Origin of the sequence: Streptomyces hydrogenans (assembly GCF_014656075.1) — a bacterium.
In the GTDB taxonomy this organism is placed as follows: Bacteria; Actinomycetota; Actinomycetes; order Streptomycetales; family Streptomycetaceae; genus Streptomyces; species Streptomyces hydrogenans.
Window position 1 is genome coordinate 1 of record NZ_BNBS01000089.1, and the last position, 18,581, is coordinate 18,581.

The 18,581-nt window shown below is 72.8% G+C and carries 16 protein-coding genes; 6 read left to right on the forward strand and 10 right to left on the reverse strand.

Translation table 11 applies throughout. The features are described from left to right. Together IE321_RS29390 and IE321_RS29395 are read left to right on the forward strand one after the other, a co-directional pair. On the forward strand, positions 1 to 1,254 hold a 1,254-nt coding region (locus tag IE321_RS29390), incomplete at its 5' end, for an AI-2E family transporter (protein WP_229916582.1). Beyond that, positions 1,251 to 1,931, forward strand: coding sequence for a hypothetical protein (locus tag IE321_RS29395; RefSeq protein ID WP_190225135.1), 681 nt, complete (start codon positions 1,251 to 1,253; stop codon positions 1,929 to 1,931). The genes IE321_RS29390 and IE321_RS29395, both read left to right, overlap by 4 nt. A gap of 66 nt (positions 1,932 to 1,997) precedes the next feature. Here the strand turns inward: IE321_RS29395 and IE321_RS29400 are convergent, their stop codons facing one another. Both IE321_RS29400 and IE321_RS29405 read right to left on the reverse strand, forming a co-directional pair. Continuing rightward, a complete protein-coding gene (locus IE321_RS29400; protein ID WP_043227114.1) occupies positions 1,998 to 2,531 on the reverse strand; it encodes an alkyl hydroperoxide reductase in 534 nt (177 codons plus the stop codon). A gap of 2 nt (positions 2,532 to 2,533) precedes the next feature. Beyond that, the gene (locus tag IE321_RS29405; RefSeq protein ID WP_030747068.1) at positions 2,534 to 3,088 is read right to left on the reverse strand and encodes a peroxiredoxin; all 555 of its coding nucleotides are present in this window, start codon (positions 3,086 to 3,088) and stop codon (positions 2,534 to 2,536) included. Between the two features lie 133 nt (positions 3,089 to 3,221). On the opposite strand from IE321_RS29405, the gene IE321_RS29410 reads away from it, so the two are divergent. After that, positions 3,222 to 4,196: a LysR substrate-binding domain-containing protein gene (locus IE321_RS29410; protein WP_226651331.1), complete on the forward strand. Its 975-nt coding sequence runs from the start codon at positions 3,222 to 3,224 to the stop codon at positions 4,194 to 4,196. A 52-nt stretch (positions 4,197 to 4,248) separates the two neighbouring features. Here the strand turns inward: IE321_RS29410 and IE321_RS29415 are convergent, their stop codons facing one another. The 3 genes from IE321_RS29415 to IE321_RS29425 are packed head-to-tail and all read right to left on the reverse strand — an operon-like array spanning position 4,249 to position 7,804. After that, entirely contained in the window at positions 4,249 to 6,612 is a 2,364-nt protein-coding gene (locus tag IE321_RS29415) for an FtsX-like permease family protein (protein WP_372470191.1), read from the reverse strand. Next, on the reverse strand, positions 6,600 to 7,283 hold the full coding sequence (locus IE321_RS29420; RefSeq protein WP_043227117.1) for an ABC transporter ATP-binding protein: 684 nt from the start codon (positions 7,281 to 7,283) through the stop codon (positions 6,600 to 6,602). Before IE321_RS29420 ends, IE321_RS29415 begins: the two co-directional genes overlap by 13 nt. Further along, entirely contained in the window at positions 7,280 to 7,804 is a 525-nt protein-coding gene (locus IE321_RS29425; RefSeq protein ID WP_190225138.1) for a PadR family transcriptional regulator, read from the reverse strand. Before IE321_RS29425 ends, IE321_RS29420 begins: the two co-directional genes overlap by 4 nt. 296 nt (positions 7,805 to 8,100) lie before the next feature. Here IE321_RS29425 and IE321_RS29430 point away from each other — a divergent pair, with 296 nt between their 5' ends. Then, the gene (locus IE321_RS29430; RefSeq protein ID WP_190225139.1) at positions 8,101 to 10,359 is read left to right on the forward strand and encodes a transglycosylase domain-containing protein; all 2,259 of its coding nucleotides are present in this window, start codon (positions 8,101 to 8,103) and stop codon (positions 10,357 to 10,359) included. Positions 10,360 to 10,419: 60 nt separating this feature from the next. On the opposite strand, the gene IE321_RS29435 is transcribed toward IE321_RS29430, so the two are convergent. The 3 genes from IE321_RS29435 to IE321_RS29445 all read right to left on the reverse strand — a co-directional run bounded on the left by IE321_RS29435 (position 10,420) and on the right by IE321_RS29445 (position 14,830). Beyond that, on the reverse strand, positions 10,420 to 12,345 hold the full coding sequence (locus IE321_RS29435) for a SpoIIE family protein phosphatase (RefSeq protein ID WP_190225140.1): 1,926 nt from the start codon (positions 12,343 to 12,345) through the stop codon (positions 10,420 to 10,422). A 309-nt stretch (positions 12,346 to 12,654) separates the two neighbouring features. Next, positions 12,655 to 13,329 (reverse strand): cytidylyl-2-hydroxypropylphosphonate hydrolase, encoded by a 675-nt coding sequence (gene fomD, locus IE321_RS29440; RefSeq protein ID WP_190225141.1) that lies wholly within the window; start codon positions 13,327 to 13,329, stop codon positions 12,655 to 12,657. 88 nt (positions 13,330 to 13,417) lie between these two features. Continuing rightward, entirely contained in the window at positions 13,418 to 14,830 is a 1,413-nt protein-coding gene (locus IE321_RS29445; RefSeq protein ID WP_043227125.1) for a class II fumarate hydratase, read from the reverse strand. A gap of 104 nt (positions 14,831 to 14,934) precedes the next feature. Between IE321_RS29445 and IE321_RS29450 the strand changes: the two genes are divergently transcribed. Next, positions 14,935 to 16,464, forward strand: a complete 1,530-nt coding sequence (locus IE321_RS29450) for a ricin-type beta-trefoil lectin domain protein (protein WP_190225142.1) — start codon at positions 14,935 to 14,937, stop codon at positions 16,462 to 16,464. Between the two features lie 95 nt (positions 16,465 to 16,559). On the opposite strand, the gene IE321_RS29455 is transcribed toward IE321_RS29450, so the two are convergent. Continuing rightward, the gene (locus IE321_RS29455; protein ID WP_190225143.1) at positions 16,560 to 17,192 is read right to left on the reverse strand and encodes a lipoprotein; all 633 of its coding nucleotides are present in this window, start codon (positions 17,190 to 17,192) and stop codon (positions 16,560 to 16,562) included. Positions 17,193 to 17,293: 101 nt separating this feature from the next. Between IE321_RS29455 and IE321_RS29460 the strand changes: the two genes are divergently transcribed. Then, the gene (locus IE321_RS29460; RefSeq protein WP_043227131.1) at positions 17,294 to 17,797 is read left to right on the forward strand and encodes a hypothetical protein; all 504 of its coding nucleotides are present in this window, start codon (positions 17,294 to 17,296) and stop codon (positions 17,795 to 17,797) included. Between the two features lie 9 nt (positions 17,798 to 17,806). Here IE321_RS29460 and IE321_RS29465 read toward each other — a convergent pair whose 3' ends face one another. Then, entirely contained in the window at positions 17,807 to 18,472 is a 666-nt protein-coding gene (locus tag IE321_RS29465) for an HAD family acid phosphatase (protein WP_372470192.1), read from the reverse strand. Between the last annotated feature and the right edge of the window lie 109 nt (positions 18,473 to 18,581).

Sequence of the window (18,581 nt, forward strand, 5' to 3'; positions counted from 1 at the left end):
GCCGGCGCGGGGTACGCCGTACCCGCCGCCGAGGCCGCCGTCGACGTGGCCGAGAGCCGTACCGTGCCCGCCCCGCCGGCCTACGCCCCCGCCGTCCCCGCCCGGCCCGACCCCGTCTCCGCCATCCCGTGGGGCCTGCGCGTCGCCGGCGAGGCGGGCTGGCGGCTGCTCGTCCTGGCCGGCACGGTCTGGGTGCTGATGCGGGTCATCAGCTCCGTCCAGCTCGTCGTCCTCGCCTTCGTCGCCGCGCTCCTGGTGACCGCCCTGCTCCAGCCGACCGTGGCCCGGCTGCGGGCCAGGGGCGTGCCGCGCGGGCTCGCCACCGCCCTCACCGCCACCGCCGGCTTCGTCGTGATGGGGCTCGTCGGCTGGTTCGTGGTCTGGCAGGTGATGGACAACATCGACAACCTCACCGACCGGGTCAGGGACGGCATCGAGGAGCTCAAGCGCTGGCTCCTCGACAGCCCCTTCCACGTGACCGAGCGGCAGATCAACGAGATCGCCAAGAACCTCAGCGACACCATCGGCGCCAACGCCGAGCAGATCACCTCCGCCGGGCTCCAGGGCGTGACCGTGATCGTCGAGACCATGACCGGCATACTGCTCGCGATGTTCTCCACCCTCTTCCTGCTCTACGACGGGAAGAAGGTCTGGGAGTGGACCCTCAAGCTCGTCCCCGCGCAGGCCCGGCCCGGGGTCGCCGGCGCCGGTCCGCGCGCCTGGCGCACCCTCACCGCCTACGTGCGCGGCACCGTCCTGGTCGCCCTGATCGACGCGGTCTTCATCGGCCTCGGGCTCTACTTCCTCGAAGTGCCGATGGCGGTGCCGCTCGCCGTCTTCATCTTCCTCTTCGCCTTCATCCCGCTCGTCGGCGCCGTCATCTCCGGCGCCCTCGCCGTGATCGTCGCCCTGGTCACCAACGGGCCGGGCACCGCGCTCGGCGTGCTCCTGGTGGTCCTCGCCGTGCAGCAGATCGAGGGCCACGTCCTCCAGCCGTTCATCCTCGGCCGGGCCGTCCGGGTCCACCCGCTGGCCGTGGTCCTCGCCGTGGCCGCCGGCGGACTGACCGCCGGCATCGGCGGAGCCGTCGTCGCCGTCCCGCTCGTCGCGGTCGCCAACACCGTCGTCGGCTACCTCAAGGCGTGGAGCCACGAACCCGCGCTGCTCACCGCGCCCGAGCCGCGCGGCGCGACCGCCTTCGAGGTGGCGCCGACCCCCGCGCCCGGCTCGCCGGACCGAAAGGGCCCGGCGTGATATCCGAGCCCGAGCTGGAGGGCGGCGCCCCCTTCGGGACCACCGAGCTGCTGACCGAGGAACGGGCGCCGCGCCCGCGCCCGCGCCGGACCGGGTCGCGCCCGCTGTGGGCACTCGGCGGCGCGCTGCTCGCCTCGGCGCTGTGGGGCGGCGGGCTGTACGCGTACGAGGCCGGCCGGCCGGACGAGGGCGTGGACCTGGGCGGCCTGGAGGCCGTGGAGGACCTGTGCGAGCGGGCTGAACTGAAGGCCCTGGCGATGGTCCTCGGCGAGCGGGGCGCCACGGGCCCGGGGCCGTACCTGGAAGATCCGGTGCTGAGCGAGAGCTCCTGCTCGGCCACCTTCGGCCAGGGCGACCGCGAGCAGGGCGTCGAGGTCCGCTACACCCTGCACAAGGGGGTCGACCCCGGGATCGAGTTCGCCGCGCGCGCGAAGCACGAGGGCCTGCTGCTGCCGGTCGCGGGCGTCGGCGAGCAGGCGTTCTTCGGCGACCGGGGCGAGGACGGCGGGACGCTGCGGGTGCTCGACGGGCAGGCGGTCGTCCAGCTCGACATCTACCGCAACTGGTACGAGAACGAGGACGGCGAGGCCGTCGAGCAGGGCGCACCCGACCTCTCCGGGATCGACGTCCCGATGGCCCAGGACGCCCTGGCGCTGCTCGCCGCGCTCAAGAAGTAGCGCGGACACGGAGAAGGGCCCCGGAGCACTCGGCTCCGGGGCCCTTCCCGCGTACGGTCGCGCCGACTACTCGGCGAGGACGGCTTCCGCGTCCAGGGTGACGGCGACCGCCTGGATCACCGAGGCGATCTTGAACGCCTCCTGGATCGTCTCGCGGTCGACGCCGGCCTTGCGCAGGACCTGCTCGTGCGAGTCCAGGCACTGGCCGCAGCCGTTGATCGCGGAGACGGCCAGCGACCAGAGCTCGAAGTCGACCTTCTCGACGCCGGGGTTGCCGATGACGTTCATCCGCAGACCGGCCCGCATCGTCCCGTACTCGGGGTCCGACAGCAGGTGCCGGGTCCGGTAGAAGACGTTGTTCATCGCCATGATGGCGGCGGCGGACTTGGCGGCCTGGTACGCCTCGGGCTTCAGGTTCGCCTGGGCCTCGGGCTCCAGCTCCTTGAGCACCTTCGGCGAGCGCGAGGCGATCGCGCAGGCGAGGACGGTGCCCCAGAGCTGCTGCTGCGGCAGCTCGCTGTTGCCGATGACCGAGCCGAGGTTCAGCTTCAGGTCCTTGGCGAAGTCCGGTATGGCGGACTTGAGCTCATCGAGGGCCATGCTCACTCACCGGCCAGGAGCGCACCGGCGTCCAGGGTGGACTCGCCCTTGTTCCAGTTGCAGGGGCAGAGCTCGTCGGTCTGCAGGGCGTCGAGGACCCGCAGGACCTCCTTGGGGTTACGGCCGACGGAGCCGGCGGTCACCATGGTGAACTGGATCTCGTTGTTCGGGTCCACGATGAAGACGGCGCGCTGGGCGAAGCCGTCCTCGCCCTCGACGCCGCAGTCGCGCATGAGCTCGTGCTTCGAGTCGGCGAGCATCGGGAAGGGCAGGTCACGCAGGTCGGCGTGGTCCTTGCGCCAGGCGTGGTGGACGAACTCGGAGTCGCCCGAGACGCCGAGGATCTGGGCGTCGCGATCGGCGAACTCGTCGTTCAGCTTGCCGAACGCGGCGATCTCGGTCGGGCAGACGAAGGTGAAGTCCTTCGGCCAGAAGAACACCACGCGCCACTTGCCCTCGTAGGACTTGTGGTCGATCTGCTCGAACTCCTTGCCGCTCTCCAGCGACACGCAGGCGGTCAGGTCGTAGGTGGGGAACTGGTCACCGACAGTGAGCACGCGCTCTCCTTGCAAGGGGGAAGGGTCCCTTTTGGGGTCTTCCGTGAGGGGTTGGACTGATCACAGCATGGCACGCAGTGCATTGATCAGGGAAATAGCTAGAGTGGGTCGTGTTGATCGAAGGTGGTTATCAGTGGCTTCCCCGTACGCCCCCCAGCACGCCCCCCAGCGCGCCAAGCAGCCCAGCCTCTCCCAGCTCAGGGCCTTCGCGGCGGTCGCCGAGCATCTGCACTTCCGGGACGCCGCTGCCGCCATCGGCATGAGCCAGCCCGCGCTCTCGGGCGCGGTTTCGGCCCTCGAAGAGGCACTCGGTGTCCAGCTCCTGGAGCGGACCACCCGCAAGGTGCTGCTCTCGCCCGCGGGGGAGCGGCTCGCCGTCCGGACCCGGGCCGTCCTCGACGCGGTCGCCGAGCTGATGGACGAGGCGGAGGGGGCGCGCGCCCCCTTCACCGGGGTGCTGCGCCTGGGCGTCATCCCGACCGTCGCGCCCTACCTGCTGCCGGCCGTGCTGCGGCTGACCCACCGCCGCTACCCCGAGCTCGACCTCCAGGTCCACGAGGAGCAGACCTCCTCCCTGCTTGAGGGGCTGGCCGCCGGACGGCTCGACCTGCTGCTCCTCGCCGTGCCGCTCGGCGTGCCCGGCGTCACCGAACTCCCGCTCTTCGACGAGGACTTCGTGCTGGTCACCACGGAGGGGCACCCGCTGGCGGGGCGGGACGACATCCCACGCGAGGCCCTCAGGGAGCTGCGGCTGCTGCTGCTCGACGAGGGGCACTGCCTGCGCGACCAGGCCCTCGACATCTGCCGCGAGGCGGGGCGGGAGGACGGCGCCGAGGTCACCACCACCGCGGCCGGCCTGTCGACGCTGGTCCAGCTGGTCGCCGGGGGGCTCGGCGTGACCCTGCTGCCGCGCACCGCCGTCACCGTCGAGACCGCCCGCAACACCGCCCTGTGCACGGGCTCCTTCACCGCCCCGGCGCCGTCCCGCCGGGTCGCCCTGGCGATGCGGACCGGCGCGGCCCGCCAGTCCGATTTCGAGGAGCTGGCCGAGGCCCTGCGCGAGGAGCTGGAGGCGCTCCCGGTACGGGTGCTGGGCGCGGGTTCCTGACACCCCCCGGTGCCAGGAACCCGCGCCCCGACTCGTACACGTGCCCGGCGGGTTACTCCGTGCGCAGGCCGTCCGCGCGCATCAGCCGCCACAGGAGCGGCAGGCTCAGCAGCGTCACCGCCGCGATGAGCGCGGCGCCGACGCCGACGACCGGCAGGAAGACCCACCAGTCGTGCACCCGCTGGCCGGTCATCGCCAGCAGGACCGAGCCGAGGCCGAGACCGCCCGCGACCGCGAGGGCCAGTCCGAGGGCGATCGGCACCGCCGTCTGCCACAGCACAGAACAGCCCAGGGTGGTGCGGCGGGTGCCGAAGGCGACCAGCGAGGAGAGCAGCCGCTTGCGGTCCCGCAGCTGCTCCAGGGTCGCGACCAGCAGGGAGGCCGCCACCAGCAGCATCGTCAGGGTGGAGCCGACGAGGATGCCGGTGCGGACGCTGAGGAACTTGGAGCTCTGCTCGGTGTCGCTCAGCCCGCGGACGGTGGCGGTCGGGTCGATCTCCAGGGCGGCGTTGCGCACCACTTCGGGGGCGTCCGGCAGGCTCGGGTCGAGCCGCACCAGCACCTCGGACCGCGGGTTCTCCAGAGGGGCCGCGCCGATCGCCCTCGGGGTGGCGAGGACGCCGTAGCGGTGCAGTCCGACCGGGTCGGGGCGGGCCGTCACCACGCGGGCGGTGGCCGGGATCCGCCACTCGGGCACGGTCCCCTTCGTCTCGGCCGGGTCGCGGAGCGTGACCAGGGCGCCGGGGCGGGCGGTCTCCCTGATCCGGGGGGCGTCCGGGGCGTCGGTGGCGCCCTTCGGCGGCACCACCACGAAGACGTCGCCGTCCGCGCAGGAGGGGAGCACGGCGTACTCGCGCAGCGAGGCGCAGTCGCCGACGGAGAACGGGGCGATCGGCCGGAACTCCTCGCCCGGCTTCAGCGGCCCGTGCCGGTAGACGTGCGAGTCGACCGTGCCGATCACGCCGGTGACCCCCTCGACGGCGGCGAGCCGGTCGATGGTCCGGCGGGCGTCGGCGCCGTCCCGTGCGTCCAGCGAGGTCTGGAGCTGGGCCCGGCTGGTGTCGTGGCCGGTTTCGGCGGTGAAGGTGTGCTCCATCGCCTGGAAGAGCATCTGGAGCGCGATCGCCCCGGCCGCCGCGACCACGATCCCGCTGACCGCGCGGGCGGCGGTGCCGCTGGACAGCTGGAGCCGGCGCACGGCGAGCTGCCAGGAGACCGGGCCGCCGCGCAGCCGCTTCACCGCCGCCTCGACCAGCCACGGCAGCAGCCCCGTCAGGCCGATCAGAACGAGGACGGTGCCCGCGCCGATGGTGAAGGTGTCGATGCCGGTGTCCTCGACCTGGATGCCGCCGACCGCCGGGACGAGCAGCGCGGCCCCGGCGGCGAGGATCAGCAGCCGCCACCACAGCCGGCGGCGGCGTGGGGTGGAGGTCCGCACCACGCCCAGCGGCTCGATGGCCACCCCGCGCAGGGCGAGGAGCGTGACCACCACCGAGGAGACCGGCACCACGGCGAGGACGAGCAGGGCGAGCAGGGTGTGCGGGACGACGTCGGACGGGAAGGCGTTGACGTCCCAGATCTCGACGGTCCCGGCGAACTGCCGGGAGGCCAGGAAGAGTCCGGCGCCGACGACCAGGCCGAGCAGGGCGCCCGCGAGCGACTCGCCGGCCGCGACCCGCCGGGTGGTGGCGTTGTCCGCGCCGACCAGCCGGAGGGCGGCGAGCCGCCGGTCGCGCTGCTCGCCGCCGAAGCGGGCGGCGGTGCCGATGAAGACGAGGACCGGCAGCAGCAGCACCACGTAGGCGATGACGACGAGGAGGAGCAGGAAGGCGTTCATCGGCTCCTCGGGCACCGACCAGCCGTAGCGCAGCCCGCGCCCGTCGTAGTTGTCGGTGGTGAGGAACGGGGCGTGGGCGACGTACCGGAGTTCGTTCGGGCCGATCAGCCCGGGCTCGCCGATCGTCCCCACCACCTCGTACGGCAGCCGCTCCTTGAGGAGGGCGCCCTCCGGCGAGCCGAGCAGCCGGCCGAGGGCGGGGGAGACCAGCATCTCGCCCGCCGCGGGCACGCCGTCGGTGCCGGGCGGCACGGCGGCCCCGGGACCCTCGGGCTTGAGGAGCAGGCCGGAGAGGGCGGCGCCCCGGTAGGAGCTGTACTGGGTGTAGTGGAGGAAGGTCCCGGGGCCGGGCTCCTCGATCATCCGGTGGCTGGCGTCGGGGGCCCGGGCCGACTCCCTGACCTCGCGCTGGAAGAGCATGTTCGGCAGCGAGGAGGCGAGCAGGAGCAGGGCCACGCCGAAGCCGACGCCGGCCGCGGTGAGCAGGGTGCGGAGCACCCCGGAGCGGCCTCCGGTGACGGCGAAGCGGGCGCCCAGCGCGAGGTCGCGGGCCCAGATGCGCGGGTTCACGCGGCCCACTCCGAGGAGCGGACCGAGCCGTCGCGGACGACGACCTCGCGGTCGGACCAGGCGGCGACGCGGGCCTCGTGGGTGACGAGGACGACGGCCGCGCCGGTGTCCCGGGAGGCGTCGGTGAGCAGCCGCATCACGCGCTCGCCGTTGAGCGAGTCGAGGGCGCCGGTCGGTTCGTCGGCGAAGATCACGCGGGGGGACGAGACGAGGGCGCGGGCGACGGCGACCCGCTGCCCCTGGCCGCCGGATATCTCACCGGGGCGCTTGGCCGCGGTGTCGTCGACCTCCAGGCGGGCGAGCCATTCGAGGGCCCGGGCCTCGGCGGCCTTCCGCTTCTCGCCGTTCAGCCGGAGCGGCAGGGCGACGTTCTCCACGCAGCTCAGCTCGGGGACGAGCTGGCCGAACTGGAAGACGAAGCCGAAGTCGGTGCGGCGCAGGGCGCTGCGGGCCGTGTCGGAGAGGGCGGTGATGTCGCGCCCGTCGTAGGCGAGGGTGCCCGCGTCGGGGCGGACGATGCCGGCCAGGCAGTGCAGCAGGGTGGACTTGCCGGAGCCCGAGGGGCCCATCACGGCGACGACCTCGCCCGCGCGCAGGGCGAAGTCCGCCCCGGAGAGCGCGGCGGTGGGGCCGTACGCCTTGGAGAGGCCGGTGGCCTCCAGGAGCGGTGCGGTGTTCATCGGCGGACCTCCTCGGCGAGCCGGTCCAGCCGGGCGGCGGTCAGTTCCAGCCAGCGCAGGTCGGCCTCCAGGTGGAAGAGGGCGTGGTCGCAGATGAGCTGGTCGGCGAGGTCGCCGTCCTTCTTGCGGCGGGTGAGCTCGCGCATCAGGCGCAGGTGCTCGGCGCGCTGGGTGTCGAGCAGTTCGGCGGCCCCGCGGCCGGTCATCAGGGCGAGGACGACCTTGGTGTAGAGCGTCGACTGGAGGTACGGCTCCGGCTTCTCGGGCGTCGCGAGCCAGTCGGCGACGTCGGTGATGCCGGCGTCGGTGATCGCGTACCGCTTGCGCTCGGGGCCGCCGCCGGGCTCGATGCCCTCGACGACGACGAGGCCGTTCTTCAGGAGGCGGGACATCGTCGAGTAGACCTGGCCGTAGTGGAGCGGCCGGTCGTGGCCGAACCGCTCGTCGAAGGCGCGCTTGAGGTCGTAGCCGTGGCGCGGGCCCGCTTCGAGGAGGCCGAGAAGGGTGTGACCGATGGACATGGGCGTCACTGTACACGGTGTGTATACGCACGTTGTATAGCCGCCCGGGACCCGCCGGGCCGGGCCGCGGGGTGGCCGGAAAGGGAGGTGCGTACGAAAGCGGAACCGGTTCTTCACGCAACCATCACGTCCGCCCGGACGTCGGTTCCCCTGGGGGTGGGTGCTGATTCTCACGTCCTGAAAAGACGTGATCGGTTGCCCTATGTCCGCAGTGTCGGTGTTAGCTTGCTGAGCTGATCCGGCGCGACGCCGGACCGGGGACGACGGGACACACGACGAGCGGAGCGACACGCGACATGGGCCGACCGGACAAGAAGGCGAAGAAACGGGGCATACGCCGCCTCTTCACCTGGAAGAAGATCCTGGGCACCCTCTTCGCGTTCTGCCTCATCGGCATGGGCGCGCTCTACACCGTCTACCTGCTGGTCCCCGTCCCCTCGGCCAACGCCGAGGCGACCATGCAGAGCAACATCTACCAGTACTCCAACGGCAAGATCCTCGCCCGCACCGGCGAGATCAACCGCGAGATCGTGGACCTGGAGAAGATCCCGCTCCCCGTCCAGCGGGCCTTCGTCGCCGCCGAGAACAAGACCTTCTACAAGGACAACGGCGTCGACATCAAGGGCACCACCCGTGCCGCCTGGAACACCCTCACCGGCAAGGGCAAGCAGGGCGGCTCCACGATCACCCAGCAGTACGTCAAGAACTTCTACCTGAGCCAGGACCAGACGGCGACCCGCAAGCTCAAGGAGATGGTCATCGCCGTCAAGGTCGACGAGGAGATGTCCAAGCCCGACATCCTCGCCGGCTACATCAACACCAGCTACTACGGCCGCTCCGCCTACGGCATCCAGGCCGCCGCCCGCTCGTACTACGGCACCGACGCCGCCAAGCTCACCACCGCCCAGGGTGCCTACCTCGCCTCGCTGCTCCAGGCCCCCAACCAGTACGACTGGACCTCCGCCAGCGCCACCGGCCGCAAGCTCGTCGAGGAGCGCTGGAACTACGTCCTCGACAACATGGTCGAGATGGGCTGGCTGCCCGCCGCCGAGCGCGCCGGACTGAAGTTCCCCGTCCCCCGGGAGCCCAAGCCGCTCCCCGGCATGGAGGGCCAGACCGGCTACATCGTCGAGGCCGCCAACCAGGAGCTGATGCGCCAGGGCGTCAGCGAGGAGGACATCAAGGCCGGCGGCTGGACGATCACCCTCAACATCGACGAGCGCAAGCAGAAGGACCTCGTCGCCGCCGTCGACAAGCAGCTCGAGGCCAAGCTCGACCGCAAGGGCGACAAGAAGGACGCCACCGTCCAGGCCGGCGCCACCTCCGTCGACCCGAGGACCGGGGCCGTCGTCGCGATGTACGGCGGCGTCGGCGCCACCGAGCACTGGATGTCCAACGCCACCCGGCGCGACTTCCAGCCCGCCTCCACCTTCAAGCCGATCGTCCTGGCGTCCGCCGTCGACAACCGGTCCACCACCCAGGACGGCCGCGAGATCGGCCTGGGGACGGTCTACAACGGCGACAGCAAGCGCCCCGTCGTCGGCAGCAAGATCCACTACGCCCCCGAGAACGAGGACGACTACTCGTACGGCCCCGTCTCCGTCCAGCGGGCCACCGACAAGTCCATCAACGCCGTCTACGCCCAGATGATCGTCGACGTCGGCGAGGAGAAGACCAAGAAGACCGCGCTCTCCCTCGGCATGAAGGACGGCCAGGACTTCGACCCCACCCCCGCCATGGCCCTCGGCACCATGGGCGCCTCCACCCTCGACATGGCCGGCGCCTACGCCACCCTCGACAACCACGGCGTCAAGGTCACCCCGGCCCTCGTCAAGACCGCCCAGCACCGCGACCGCCAGGTCGAGACCGTCCGGCAGACCGGCGAGCAGGTCATCAGCCGCCGGGCCGCCGACACCGTCACCCGGGCCATGCGGGGCGTCGTCGACAACGGCTCCGGCTTCCGCGCCGCGGGCGACTACGAGGCCGCCGGCAAGACCGGCACCTCCGAGAACAACCGGTCCGCCTGGTTCGTCGGCTACACCCCCGAACTGGTCACCGCCGTCGCCCTCTTCGGCGAGGACACCTCCGGCAAGATCGCCGAGCAGGTCACCCTCACCGACACCATCGAGCCCGGCCGCGCCAACGGCGGCGGCTTCCCCGCCCAGATCTGGGGCGCGTACACCGAACGCGCCCTGAACGGCGGCTCCGACGCCGAGTTCGACCTGGAGACCGGCGGGTACGACAGCGGCCGCGACACCGAGCCGACCGCGACCGGCTCGCCCACCGCGACCGACGAGCCCACCCAGGAGCCGACCTCCACGGCCACCACCCCGCCGGCCCGCACCACCACCGCGCCGACCCCGCCGACCACCGCGCCGACGACGGCCCCGCCGACGCCCACCGAGGACCCGGCCACCACGCCGCCGCCGACCCAGGAACCCACCCGGGAACCGACGAACACGGCGACCGTCCAGCCGCCCGACCCCGAGGTCCCCGACAGCGGCGGCGACCAGGGCGTCCTCCCGCCCTCCCGCACCACCCAGCAGCCCCGCTGACCCCGCCCGCGGACACGACGAAGGCCGGCCCCCACCAGGGGGACCGGCCTTCGCCGCGTCTCAGACCCGCGTCGCCAGCTCGAACCAGACGACCTTGCCGCCCGACAGCCGGGTCGCCCCCCACCGCCGCGCCAGCCGGTTCACCAGGAACAGGCCGCGCCCGCCCTCGTCCGTCTCGCGGGCCCGCCGCTGCCGCGGCAGCTGCGGGGAGTCGTCGCCGACCTCGCAGCGCAGCACGTCGGTCTTGAGCAGCCGCAGGGTCACCGGCCGCTCCGCGTACCGCACCGCGTTCGTCACGACCTCGCTGATCAGCAGCTCGACCGAGTCCGTCAGCTCCTCCAGGTCCCAGCGGGCCAGCGCCCGCCGGGCCAGCCGGCGGGCCCGGCCCGGGGCCGCGTCCTCCGGTTCCAGGAACCAGTACGCCACGTCGCTCGGCGCGATCCCGTCGAAGCGGGCCGCGAGCAGCGCGATGTCGTCGTCCCGGTCGCCCGGCCCGAGCATGTCGAGCACGTCGTCGCAGAGCGCTTCGAGCGGCGGCGCGTGGTCGGGGCCGGTCAGCTGGGCCGCCGCCGTCAGCCGCTCCCGCAGCTGCTCGATGCCGGTCCACACGTCCCGCAGCCGGGACTCCACCAGACCGTCCGTGTAGAGCAGCAGGGTGGCACCGGCCGGGGCGTCCAGTTCGACCGCCTCGAAGTCGACCCCGCCGACCCCGATCGGGGCGCCCGCGGGCACCCGCAGCACCTCGGCGTGCCCGTCCATGTGGAGCAGTATCGGCGGCGGATGACCGGCGTTGGCGACCGTGATCCGGTGCGAGACCGGGTCGTAGACCGCGTACATGCAGGTCGCCATCCGGTCCTGGCCGAGCCGCTGGGCCTGCTCGTCCAGGTGGTGCAGGACCTCCTGCGGCGGCAGGTCGAGCCCGGCCAGGGTCTGCGCGGTGGTGCGCAGCTGGCCCATGATCGCGGCCGAGGTCATGGAGTGGCCCATGACGTCGCCGACGACCAGCGCGACCCGGCTGCCGGGCAGCGGGATCGCGTCGTACCAGTCGCCGCCCACCCGGGCCGTCTCGGCCGCCGGGAGGTAGCGCGAGGCCAGCTTGACGCCGGTGGGCTGCGGCAGCGAGTCCGGCAGCATGGTGCGCTGGAGCTCGTCGGCGATGTACGCCTCCCGGCCGTACAGCACCGCCTTGTCGATGCCGAGCGCGGTGTGGGTGGCCAGCTGGGCGCCGACCAGCAGGTCGTCCGGGTCGAAGGCGGGCTGCTCGGTGCGGCGCAGGAAGACGGCGGCGCCGATCACCCGGCGACGGCCGCGCAGCGGAGCCAGTATCGCCCGCAGCCCGCGGGGCAACGGATGCTCCGGGCCGAGCAGTTCGCCGAGGGCGGTCCGGGCGGCGGCGGAGTCGCCGAAGACCGGCCGGACCCCGCGCAGCACCTCGGCCAGGGCGCTGCCGGAGCGCACCTCGCACAGCTCGGCTGCGGGGGTCGGGTCGGGATCGGGCACGAGGACGAGCTCGTCGCCCTCCAGGTCCGTTAACCGCAGCCGGTCGGTGCGGCGCAGCCGCAGCACGAAGGGCGCCACCGGCCGCTCGTCGCCCACCGGCAGCGGATCGCGGAGGTAGACGAGGATCTCGTCGGAGAAGGTCGGCACGGTGGCCCGGCACAGGCCGAGCACGATCTCGTCCAGGTCGAGGCCGCGGGCGATCCGCCGGGTCGCGGCGCCGACGAACCGCAGCCGGTCGCCCTCGCGCTCGCCCGCCGGCTCCGCGCCGCCCTCGCCGACCGGGGGCTTGGGGGAGACGGCGACGGCGACCGCGGGACCGGACGGCCCGGGCGGCTGCGGCGGGGCGTCGGGGACCTGTGCCGTCGGCTGCGCGGGGATGTCGGAGGGCAGGCCGGCGGGCGCGGCCTCCTGCCGGGGCCGCGTCTGCTCCTGGGGCCGGTCGGCCAGGGGCTGCCGGCCTTCGTGGGAGGTGGGATGCTCCGTCACGCGTGGGATTCCGTCCGTCCGGGCCGGTGGTGCGATGCACTCGCTCTTCTCGCCGATGCCGCGCCTTCGCCGGGGATAAACCCCTCGGAGGCGGTGTTCGCGGTGGGTACGGACGATCCGCGGACGACGGCAGGGGCGGGGGGCGCGCCACCCGGGCACAGCTCAGGCACTGCTCTCCCCCTCATCGATGACGTGCGGTGACGTGTGGTCAGTTGCTGTGCTGCGTTCGCTCGGTGACGTGGTGCGCGCCCGGTGTCGGCCGTGCGGAGGACGATCCTACGTTTCGACCCCGGGGGCGCATCAAGGGTCTCATGGCGCCGTGTGCGCCGGAGTGCGGTCCCAGTCCGCCGGAAGGGCGGGAACGGTCCAGGAAGGATCGGGCCGCCACGCCTCCCAGCCGTCCCGGAAGGGCGTCCCCCACTCCTCGACGAGCCGTACGGCCGCCGCCCCGGCGGCCTCCACGCGGGCGGCCCGTCCGGCGTCCATCAGGCCGGACCGCTGGGCCTGGGCGAACTCGTCCTCGTCCCGCCAGAGCCAGCTGTGGTCGGGGTAGACGGAGATGTCGAGGAAGTGGTCCTCGGAGTCGACGCCGCCGGACCAGCGGCGGCGCGGCTCCTCCAGGTTCACGTACCAGCTGCGGAAGCGCCAGCCGCGGTCCCAGAACAGCCAGACCGACCAGGGGTCGCCGGGCCGGGCCAGCTTGAGGACCCCGCTGCCGGCCCAGCGGGCGCGCTCGGTGGTCCGGGGCGCGGTGTAGCGGGTGGCGAGCGGCTCGTCGTGGACCGGGGTGCCGTCGGCGAGCACCGGGCGGACGCACTCGGTGCCGGGCGCCATCCACACGGCGAGCAGGTCCGGCGTGTCGCGGACGACCGTCACCGGCCGGCAGATGTGCACCTCGTCGGTGCCGATGCCGCGGTAGCGCCAGAGGATGTGCTCCCCCGGCGCCCAGTGCTGGATGTCGCCCGAGCCGTCCGATCCTGTCATGCGCAGATCTTAGGGGCGCGCTCCCACCCGCGCTGCGGTACGCGTCACGCTTGAGTCACCCCGGGGACGGGCGCGCTTCACCGCGGGGTCACGGCCGGGTCATGCGCAGGACGTCGAGGGCCTCGTCGAGCTGTTCGAGGGTGAGGGCGCCGCGGTCCACGTAGCCGGACTCCAGGACGACCTCGCGGATGGTCTTCCGCTCGGCCAGGGACCTCTTGGCGACCTTGGCGGCCTCCTCGTAGCCGATGTACTTGTTCAGCGGGGTGACGACGGAGGGGGAGGACTCGGCGTACTCGCGGGCCCGCTCGGCGTTGGCGGTGACGCCGTCGACGGTGCGGTCGGCGAGCAGCCGGGAGGCGTTGGCCAGGAGCCGCACGGACTCCAGCAGGTTCTTGGCCATCACCGGGAGCATCACGTTGAGCTCGAAGTTCCCGGCCGCGCCGGCCACGGCGACGGTGGTGTCGTTGCCGGTGACCTGGGCGGCGACCATGAGGACCGCCTCCGGGATCACCGGGTTGACCTTGCCGGGCATGATCGAGGAGCCGGGCTGGAGGTCGGGCAGCTCGATCTCGGCCAGGCCGGTGCGGGGCCCGCTGGCCATCCAGCGCAGATCGTTGGCGATCTTGGTGAGGGAGACGGCGATGGTCCGGAGCTGGCCGGAGGTCTCCACCAGGCCGTCCCGGGCGCCCTGGGCCTCGAAGTGGTCGCGGGCCTCGGTGAAGGGCAGGCCGGTGGCGCGGGCGAGCTCGGCGATGACGGCGGCCGAGAAGCCGGGCGGGGTGTTGATGCCGGTGCCCACCGCGGTGCCGCCGAGGGGGAGTTCGGCGAGCCGGGGGAGCGAGGCGCGCAGCCGTTCGATCCCGTACCTGACCTGGGCCGCGTAGCCGCCGAACTCCTGGCCGAGGGTGACCGGGGTGGCGTCCATCAGGTGCGTGCGGCCCGACTTCACCACCGACGCGAATTCGGCCGATTTTCGCTCCAGGGAGGCGGCCAGGTGGTCGAGGGCGGGGATCAGGTCGCGGGTGACGGCGGCGGTGGCCGCGATGTGGATGGAGGAGGGGAAGACGTCGTTGGACGACTGCGAGGCGTTGACGTGGTCGTTGGGGTGGACCGCCCGGTCGGCCGGGAGCCGCTCGCCGGCCAGGGTGGCCAGGACCTCGTTGGTGTTCATGTTGGACGAGGTGCCGGAGCCGGTCTGGAAGACGTCGACCGGGAACTGGTCGTCCCAGCGGCCCTCCGCGACCTCCGCGGCGGCGGCCGCGATCGCCTCGGCCCGGTCCGGGTCGATCACGCCGAGCTCGGCGTTGACCTTCGCGGCGGCGGCCTTGATCCGGGCCAGCGCCTCGATGTGGGCGCGCTCCAGGCGCTGCCCGGAGACCGGGAAGTTCTGCACGGCCCGCTGGGTCTGGGCCCGCCACTTGGCGTGCGCGGGGACCCGGACCTCGCCCATGGAGTCGTGCTCGATCCGGTAGCCGTCTTCGTTCTTCGTGCCGTCAGTCATCACTCAACCTCCATAAAAAGATGAGCACTTGTCTTGTTCGATGTATTCCCAAGGCGCGTACCGGCCAGTAAAAACCGTGGGTAACCCCACTTCCAGGAGGCGCAATGACGCGCACCAGGTACAGACTCCGGTGGCCCATCGCCGCCGTCGCCGCGGCGGCCGCCGCCCTCGGCTCCCTCACCGCCGCCGCCCCCGCCGGAGCGGCCGACACGGGTACGAGGGCCGCCGTCGCCTCCGTACCCCTCCCGCCCGAGCTGGAGGCAGTCCGGGCCGCCGAGGCCACCCGGATCTACGGCAGCCCCGAGGAGCGGCCCCTCGACCAGCGCAAGACCGGTCTGATCTCGCTCGGCGACAGCGAGATCTCCGGCGAGGGCGTCGGCAGTTACGAGTCGCCCACCAACGGTCCCACCAACTGGTGCCACCGCTCGCCCGACGCGGCCATCCACCGCACCGGGATCGCCGCCGACCTCACCTTCAACGTGTCCTGCTCCGGCGCCTACACCGGGAACATCCGGATCGGCGGCAGCAAGCAGTACGCGGACGAGCTGGTCCAGAGCGACAACCTCGCCGTCAAGGCCCGCAACACCCGCATCAAGATGGTGCTGCTGGTCGCCGGGGCCAACGACGACCTCCAGTTCGGCCCCGTCATGACCGACTGCGTCACCCGCTACGTCCTCAGCCAGGGCACCTGCGAGCCCAAGTACGCCCCCGGCTGGCAGGCCCGCGTCGACGCCCTCGTCCCCAAGGTCGAGCAGACCGTCCGCGACCTGAAGACGGTCATGCGGGACGCCGGGTACGCCGACGGCGACTACAAGCTCGTCGTCATGGGCTACCCCAGCCCCATCGGCCCCGACTTCAACGACAACCCGAACTTCCCGGGCAAGCTGGTCTGCGGCGGCATGGGCTACGACTCCGACACCAAGTGGGGCCGCAACACCGCCGTCCCGGCCTTCGAGCGCGGCATGCGCAAGGTCGCGGCCTCCACCGGCGCCGTCTACCTCGACAACTCGCGGCTCTTCCACGGCCACGAGGTCTGCATGGAGGACACCTGGGCCCGGGGCCTGTTCATCGACCTCTCCAAGCCCGGCGGGATCGACGAGAACTCCACCCGCCAGTCCTTCCACCCCAACAAGAGCGGCCACGCCGCCTTCGCCTCCTGCCTGACCCAGCTGTACGCCTCGGGCCTGCGCGAGGCGAGCTGCGCCGACGTGAACTCGTCCGGCACCCCGACGCTCTTCCCGCTCGCCTGGGACGACGTCTACAAGCCGCTCAGGGTCGAGGCGACCGGCGACTGCCTCGACGTGAACGCCTCGGCGTCCGCCAACGGCACCGCCGTCCTCGGCTGGGGCTGCCACGGCGGCCGCAACCAGGGCTGGTGGTACGACTCCGCCCGCAAGACCCTGCACACCGAACTCACCCAGGACCGCTGCCTGGACGTGCCCGGTGCGGCCTACCAGGCCGGCAGGGCGCTGATCCTCTGGAACTGCTCCGGCGCCGCCAACCAGAAGTTCGTCCGCGACGGCGCCACCATCCGGCCCGCCGCCGCCACCGGCCTCTGCCTCGCGCAGGGGGCCGCGAAGGAGCCGGTCCGGCTCCAGACCTGCAACGGCTCCGCGAACCAGCGGTTCGTGTAGCCCGCGGGCCCCGGAACGCCGTGGCCCTCCGTCCGGTGCGGGGCGGGGGGCCACGGCTCTTCTCCGCGGCGGTACGGGACCGGCGGCGCGACCGCCTACGCCACCTCGAAGGTCGACTTCGCCAGCTCGTAGGCGGCGACCACCGCCTCCTCCTCGGCGTCGAGGCCGCCGAGCTCCACGACGACCGTGCCCTTCGCCGTCTCCACCGCGAAGGAACGGCCGTCCCGCCACTCCTCCTCCAGCGCGCTGTACACGGAGTAGCGGGCCTCCACGGCGGCCGTGCCGCCCAGCTTCACGTCCGTCAGGACGAGCGCCTTGCTCTTGTCGTCCTTCACGAAGGCCGTCAGGGTGGCCCGGGCCGGGGCCTTCGGCGCGGTCCACACCCGGAGGAAGCCGATGTCGGAGGTCCCCTCCGACTTGGCCTCGCACACGATCGTGGCCGGACCCTGCTCCACCAGCGCGGCGAAGTCGGGGTCCTCCGGCTTCTCGACCGTCTCCGGCTCCCAGCCCTCGGCGAGCGAGAAGGAGACGGGCAGCGCGCACGCGGTGCCCGGGCCGCCGACGGATCCCGCGGCCTTCGCGACCTCCTCGGAAGGGGCGGCGGAGGGCGTCGCGGAGGGCTTCGCGGTCCCGGAGGGGGACGCGGCCGGCTCCGGGGTCGTACCGCAGGCGGTCAGCAGGGCCGCCGCGAGCAGGGCGGTACGGAGAAAGGGGGCTCTACCTGGCATGGCCCCATCATCCCCGACCGCGTGCGTCACCCGGACGGCGGTCGCACAATGTGAGGACGGCCCGAAGGGGGAGGACCCACACCCCGCCAGGGAGGCAGTCCATGATCCGGAGTCTCAGCCTCAGGAGGATCGGCGCGCTCGGCGCCGCCACGGCCGCCGCCATCGCCTTCACGGCCGCGGCACCGGTGGCCGCGGCGCCCGCGGCCGACGGGTTCGAGTTCACCCTCTACGCCAAGGAGGTCCCGACGGACGAGGGCGGGGAGACCGGCGGTGCACCCGAGGTCGGCGACTCCTTCGCCTTCGCCGACGACCTCTCCCGCTCCAAGGGCGGCGAGACGGTCGGCCGGGACGGCGTCGCCTGCACGGTGGCGCGCGCCGGCAACCCGGCCGACCTGATGTGCGTCGGCACCTTCGTCCTGAACGGCGGCCCGGGCGGCGCGATCGCCGGGCAGACGCTGCTCTCCGTCGACCCGACGGACGACGCCCCCGCCGCGTTCGACATCGCGGTCACCGGCGGCACCGGCGACTTCAAGGACGTCCGCGGCTGGATCCGTTCCACGCCCGACGGGGACTACTCCAAGCTGGAGTTCCACCTCACCCGCTAGGGCCGGGCGTCAGGACAGCTTGCCGTAGTCCGGCAGCTTGAAGGCGCGTTCGGCGTGACCGCCGACGACATCGGTCGTGTTGTTCCCGATGTTCGCGATGATCGTGTAGCCCTTGGCCTCGATCTCGGCGCGCTTCTCCGTCTTGTACGCGCTCACCTCGGCGAACAGGTCGGGCAGCGAGCGCACGTACAGCCCGTCGACCGGGTAGCCGACCTTCTTGAGGTTCCACTCGGTGAGGGAGTGGACGATCCCCGGGCGCGCGGTCACGAAGAAGACCTTCACCCCGCGCGCGTGGGCGTCCCGGACCAGGGCGTGGATCTCGGGGATGGCCGGCGTGGGCAGCTCCCAGAACGGGTGGAAGTCCGTCTCCAGCGAGCTGTTGTCGATGTCGAGGACGATCGCCTGCCGCTCGGTGCCGGCGTCCTCGGCGCGCTCCTCGATGTACGGGCGGGCCTCGGCGACCACGGCGGCGACGTCGCGGCGCCAGGTCGCGTAGTCCACGCCCTCGACCGCGGCGGCCGAGGTGAGGTGGGTGTCCGGGTCGGCGGCGGAGGCGGCGGGCGCGGGCCCGACGACGAGGAGGGCGGTGAGGCCGAGGAGGCCGGTGGCGGTGGCTGTGGACTTGGCGGAGGGCATGGGGGCTCCCGAGTGGTCGACCGTCTCAGTGGTTGACATGCTCGCGACCCATACTGGCCAGTAGATGTCCTGCTGGCTACCGGTCGGTAGCGACTTTCCGAGCGGAGGACGACACCGCCCCCCGGTCCACGGGGGACCGGGGGGCGGG

What these genes read in the sequence shown, in the direction of transcription:
- IE321_RS29465 (WP_372470192.1), bottom strand. Translation starts at nt 18,472, where the DNA reads ATGTCAACCACTGAGACGGTCGACCACTCGGGAGCCCCCATGCCCTCC.
- IE321_RS29450 (WP_190225142.1), top strand. Translation starts at nt 14,935, where the DNA reads ATGACGCGCACCAGGTACAGACTCCGGTGGCCCATCGCCGCCGTCGCC.
- IE321_RS29420 (WP_043227117.1), bottom strand. Translation starts at nt 7,283, where the DNA reads ATGAACACCGCACCGCTCCTGGAGGCCACCGGCCTCTCCAAGGCGTAC.
- IE321_RS29445 (WP_043227125.1), bottom strand. Translation starts at nt 14,830, where the DNA reads ATGACTGACGGCACGAAGAACGAAGACGGCTACCGGATCGAGCACGAC.
- IE321_RS29430 (WP_190225139.1), top strand. Translation starts at nt 8,101, where the DNA reads ATGGGCCGACCGGACAAGAAGGCGAAGAAACGGGGCATACGCCGCCTC.
- fomD (WP_190225141.1), bottom strand. Translation starts at nt 13,329, where the DNA reads ATGACAGGATCGGACGGCTCGGGCGACATCCAGCACTGGGCGCCGGGG.
- IE321_RS29425 (WP_190225138.1), bottom strand. Translation starts at nt 7,804, where the DNA reads ATGTCCATCGGTCACACCCTTCTCGGCCTCCTCGAAGCGGGCCCGCGC.
- IE321_RS29460 (WP_043227131.1), top strand. Translation starts at nt 17,294, where the DNA reads ATGATCCGGAGTCTCAGCCTCAGGAGGATCGGCGCGCTCGGCGCCGCC.
- IE321_RS29400 (WP_043227114.1), bottom strand. Translation starts at nt 2,531, where the DNA reads ATGGCCCTCGATGAGCTCAAGTCCGCCATACCGGACTTCGCCAAGGAC.
- IE321_RS29455 (WP_190225143.1), bottom strand. Translation starts at nt 17,192, where the DNA reads ATGCCAGGTAGAGCCCCCTTTCTCCGTACCGCCCTGCTCGCGGCGGCC.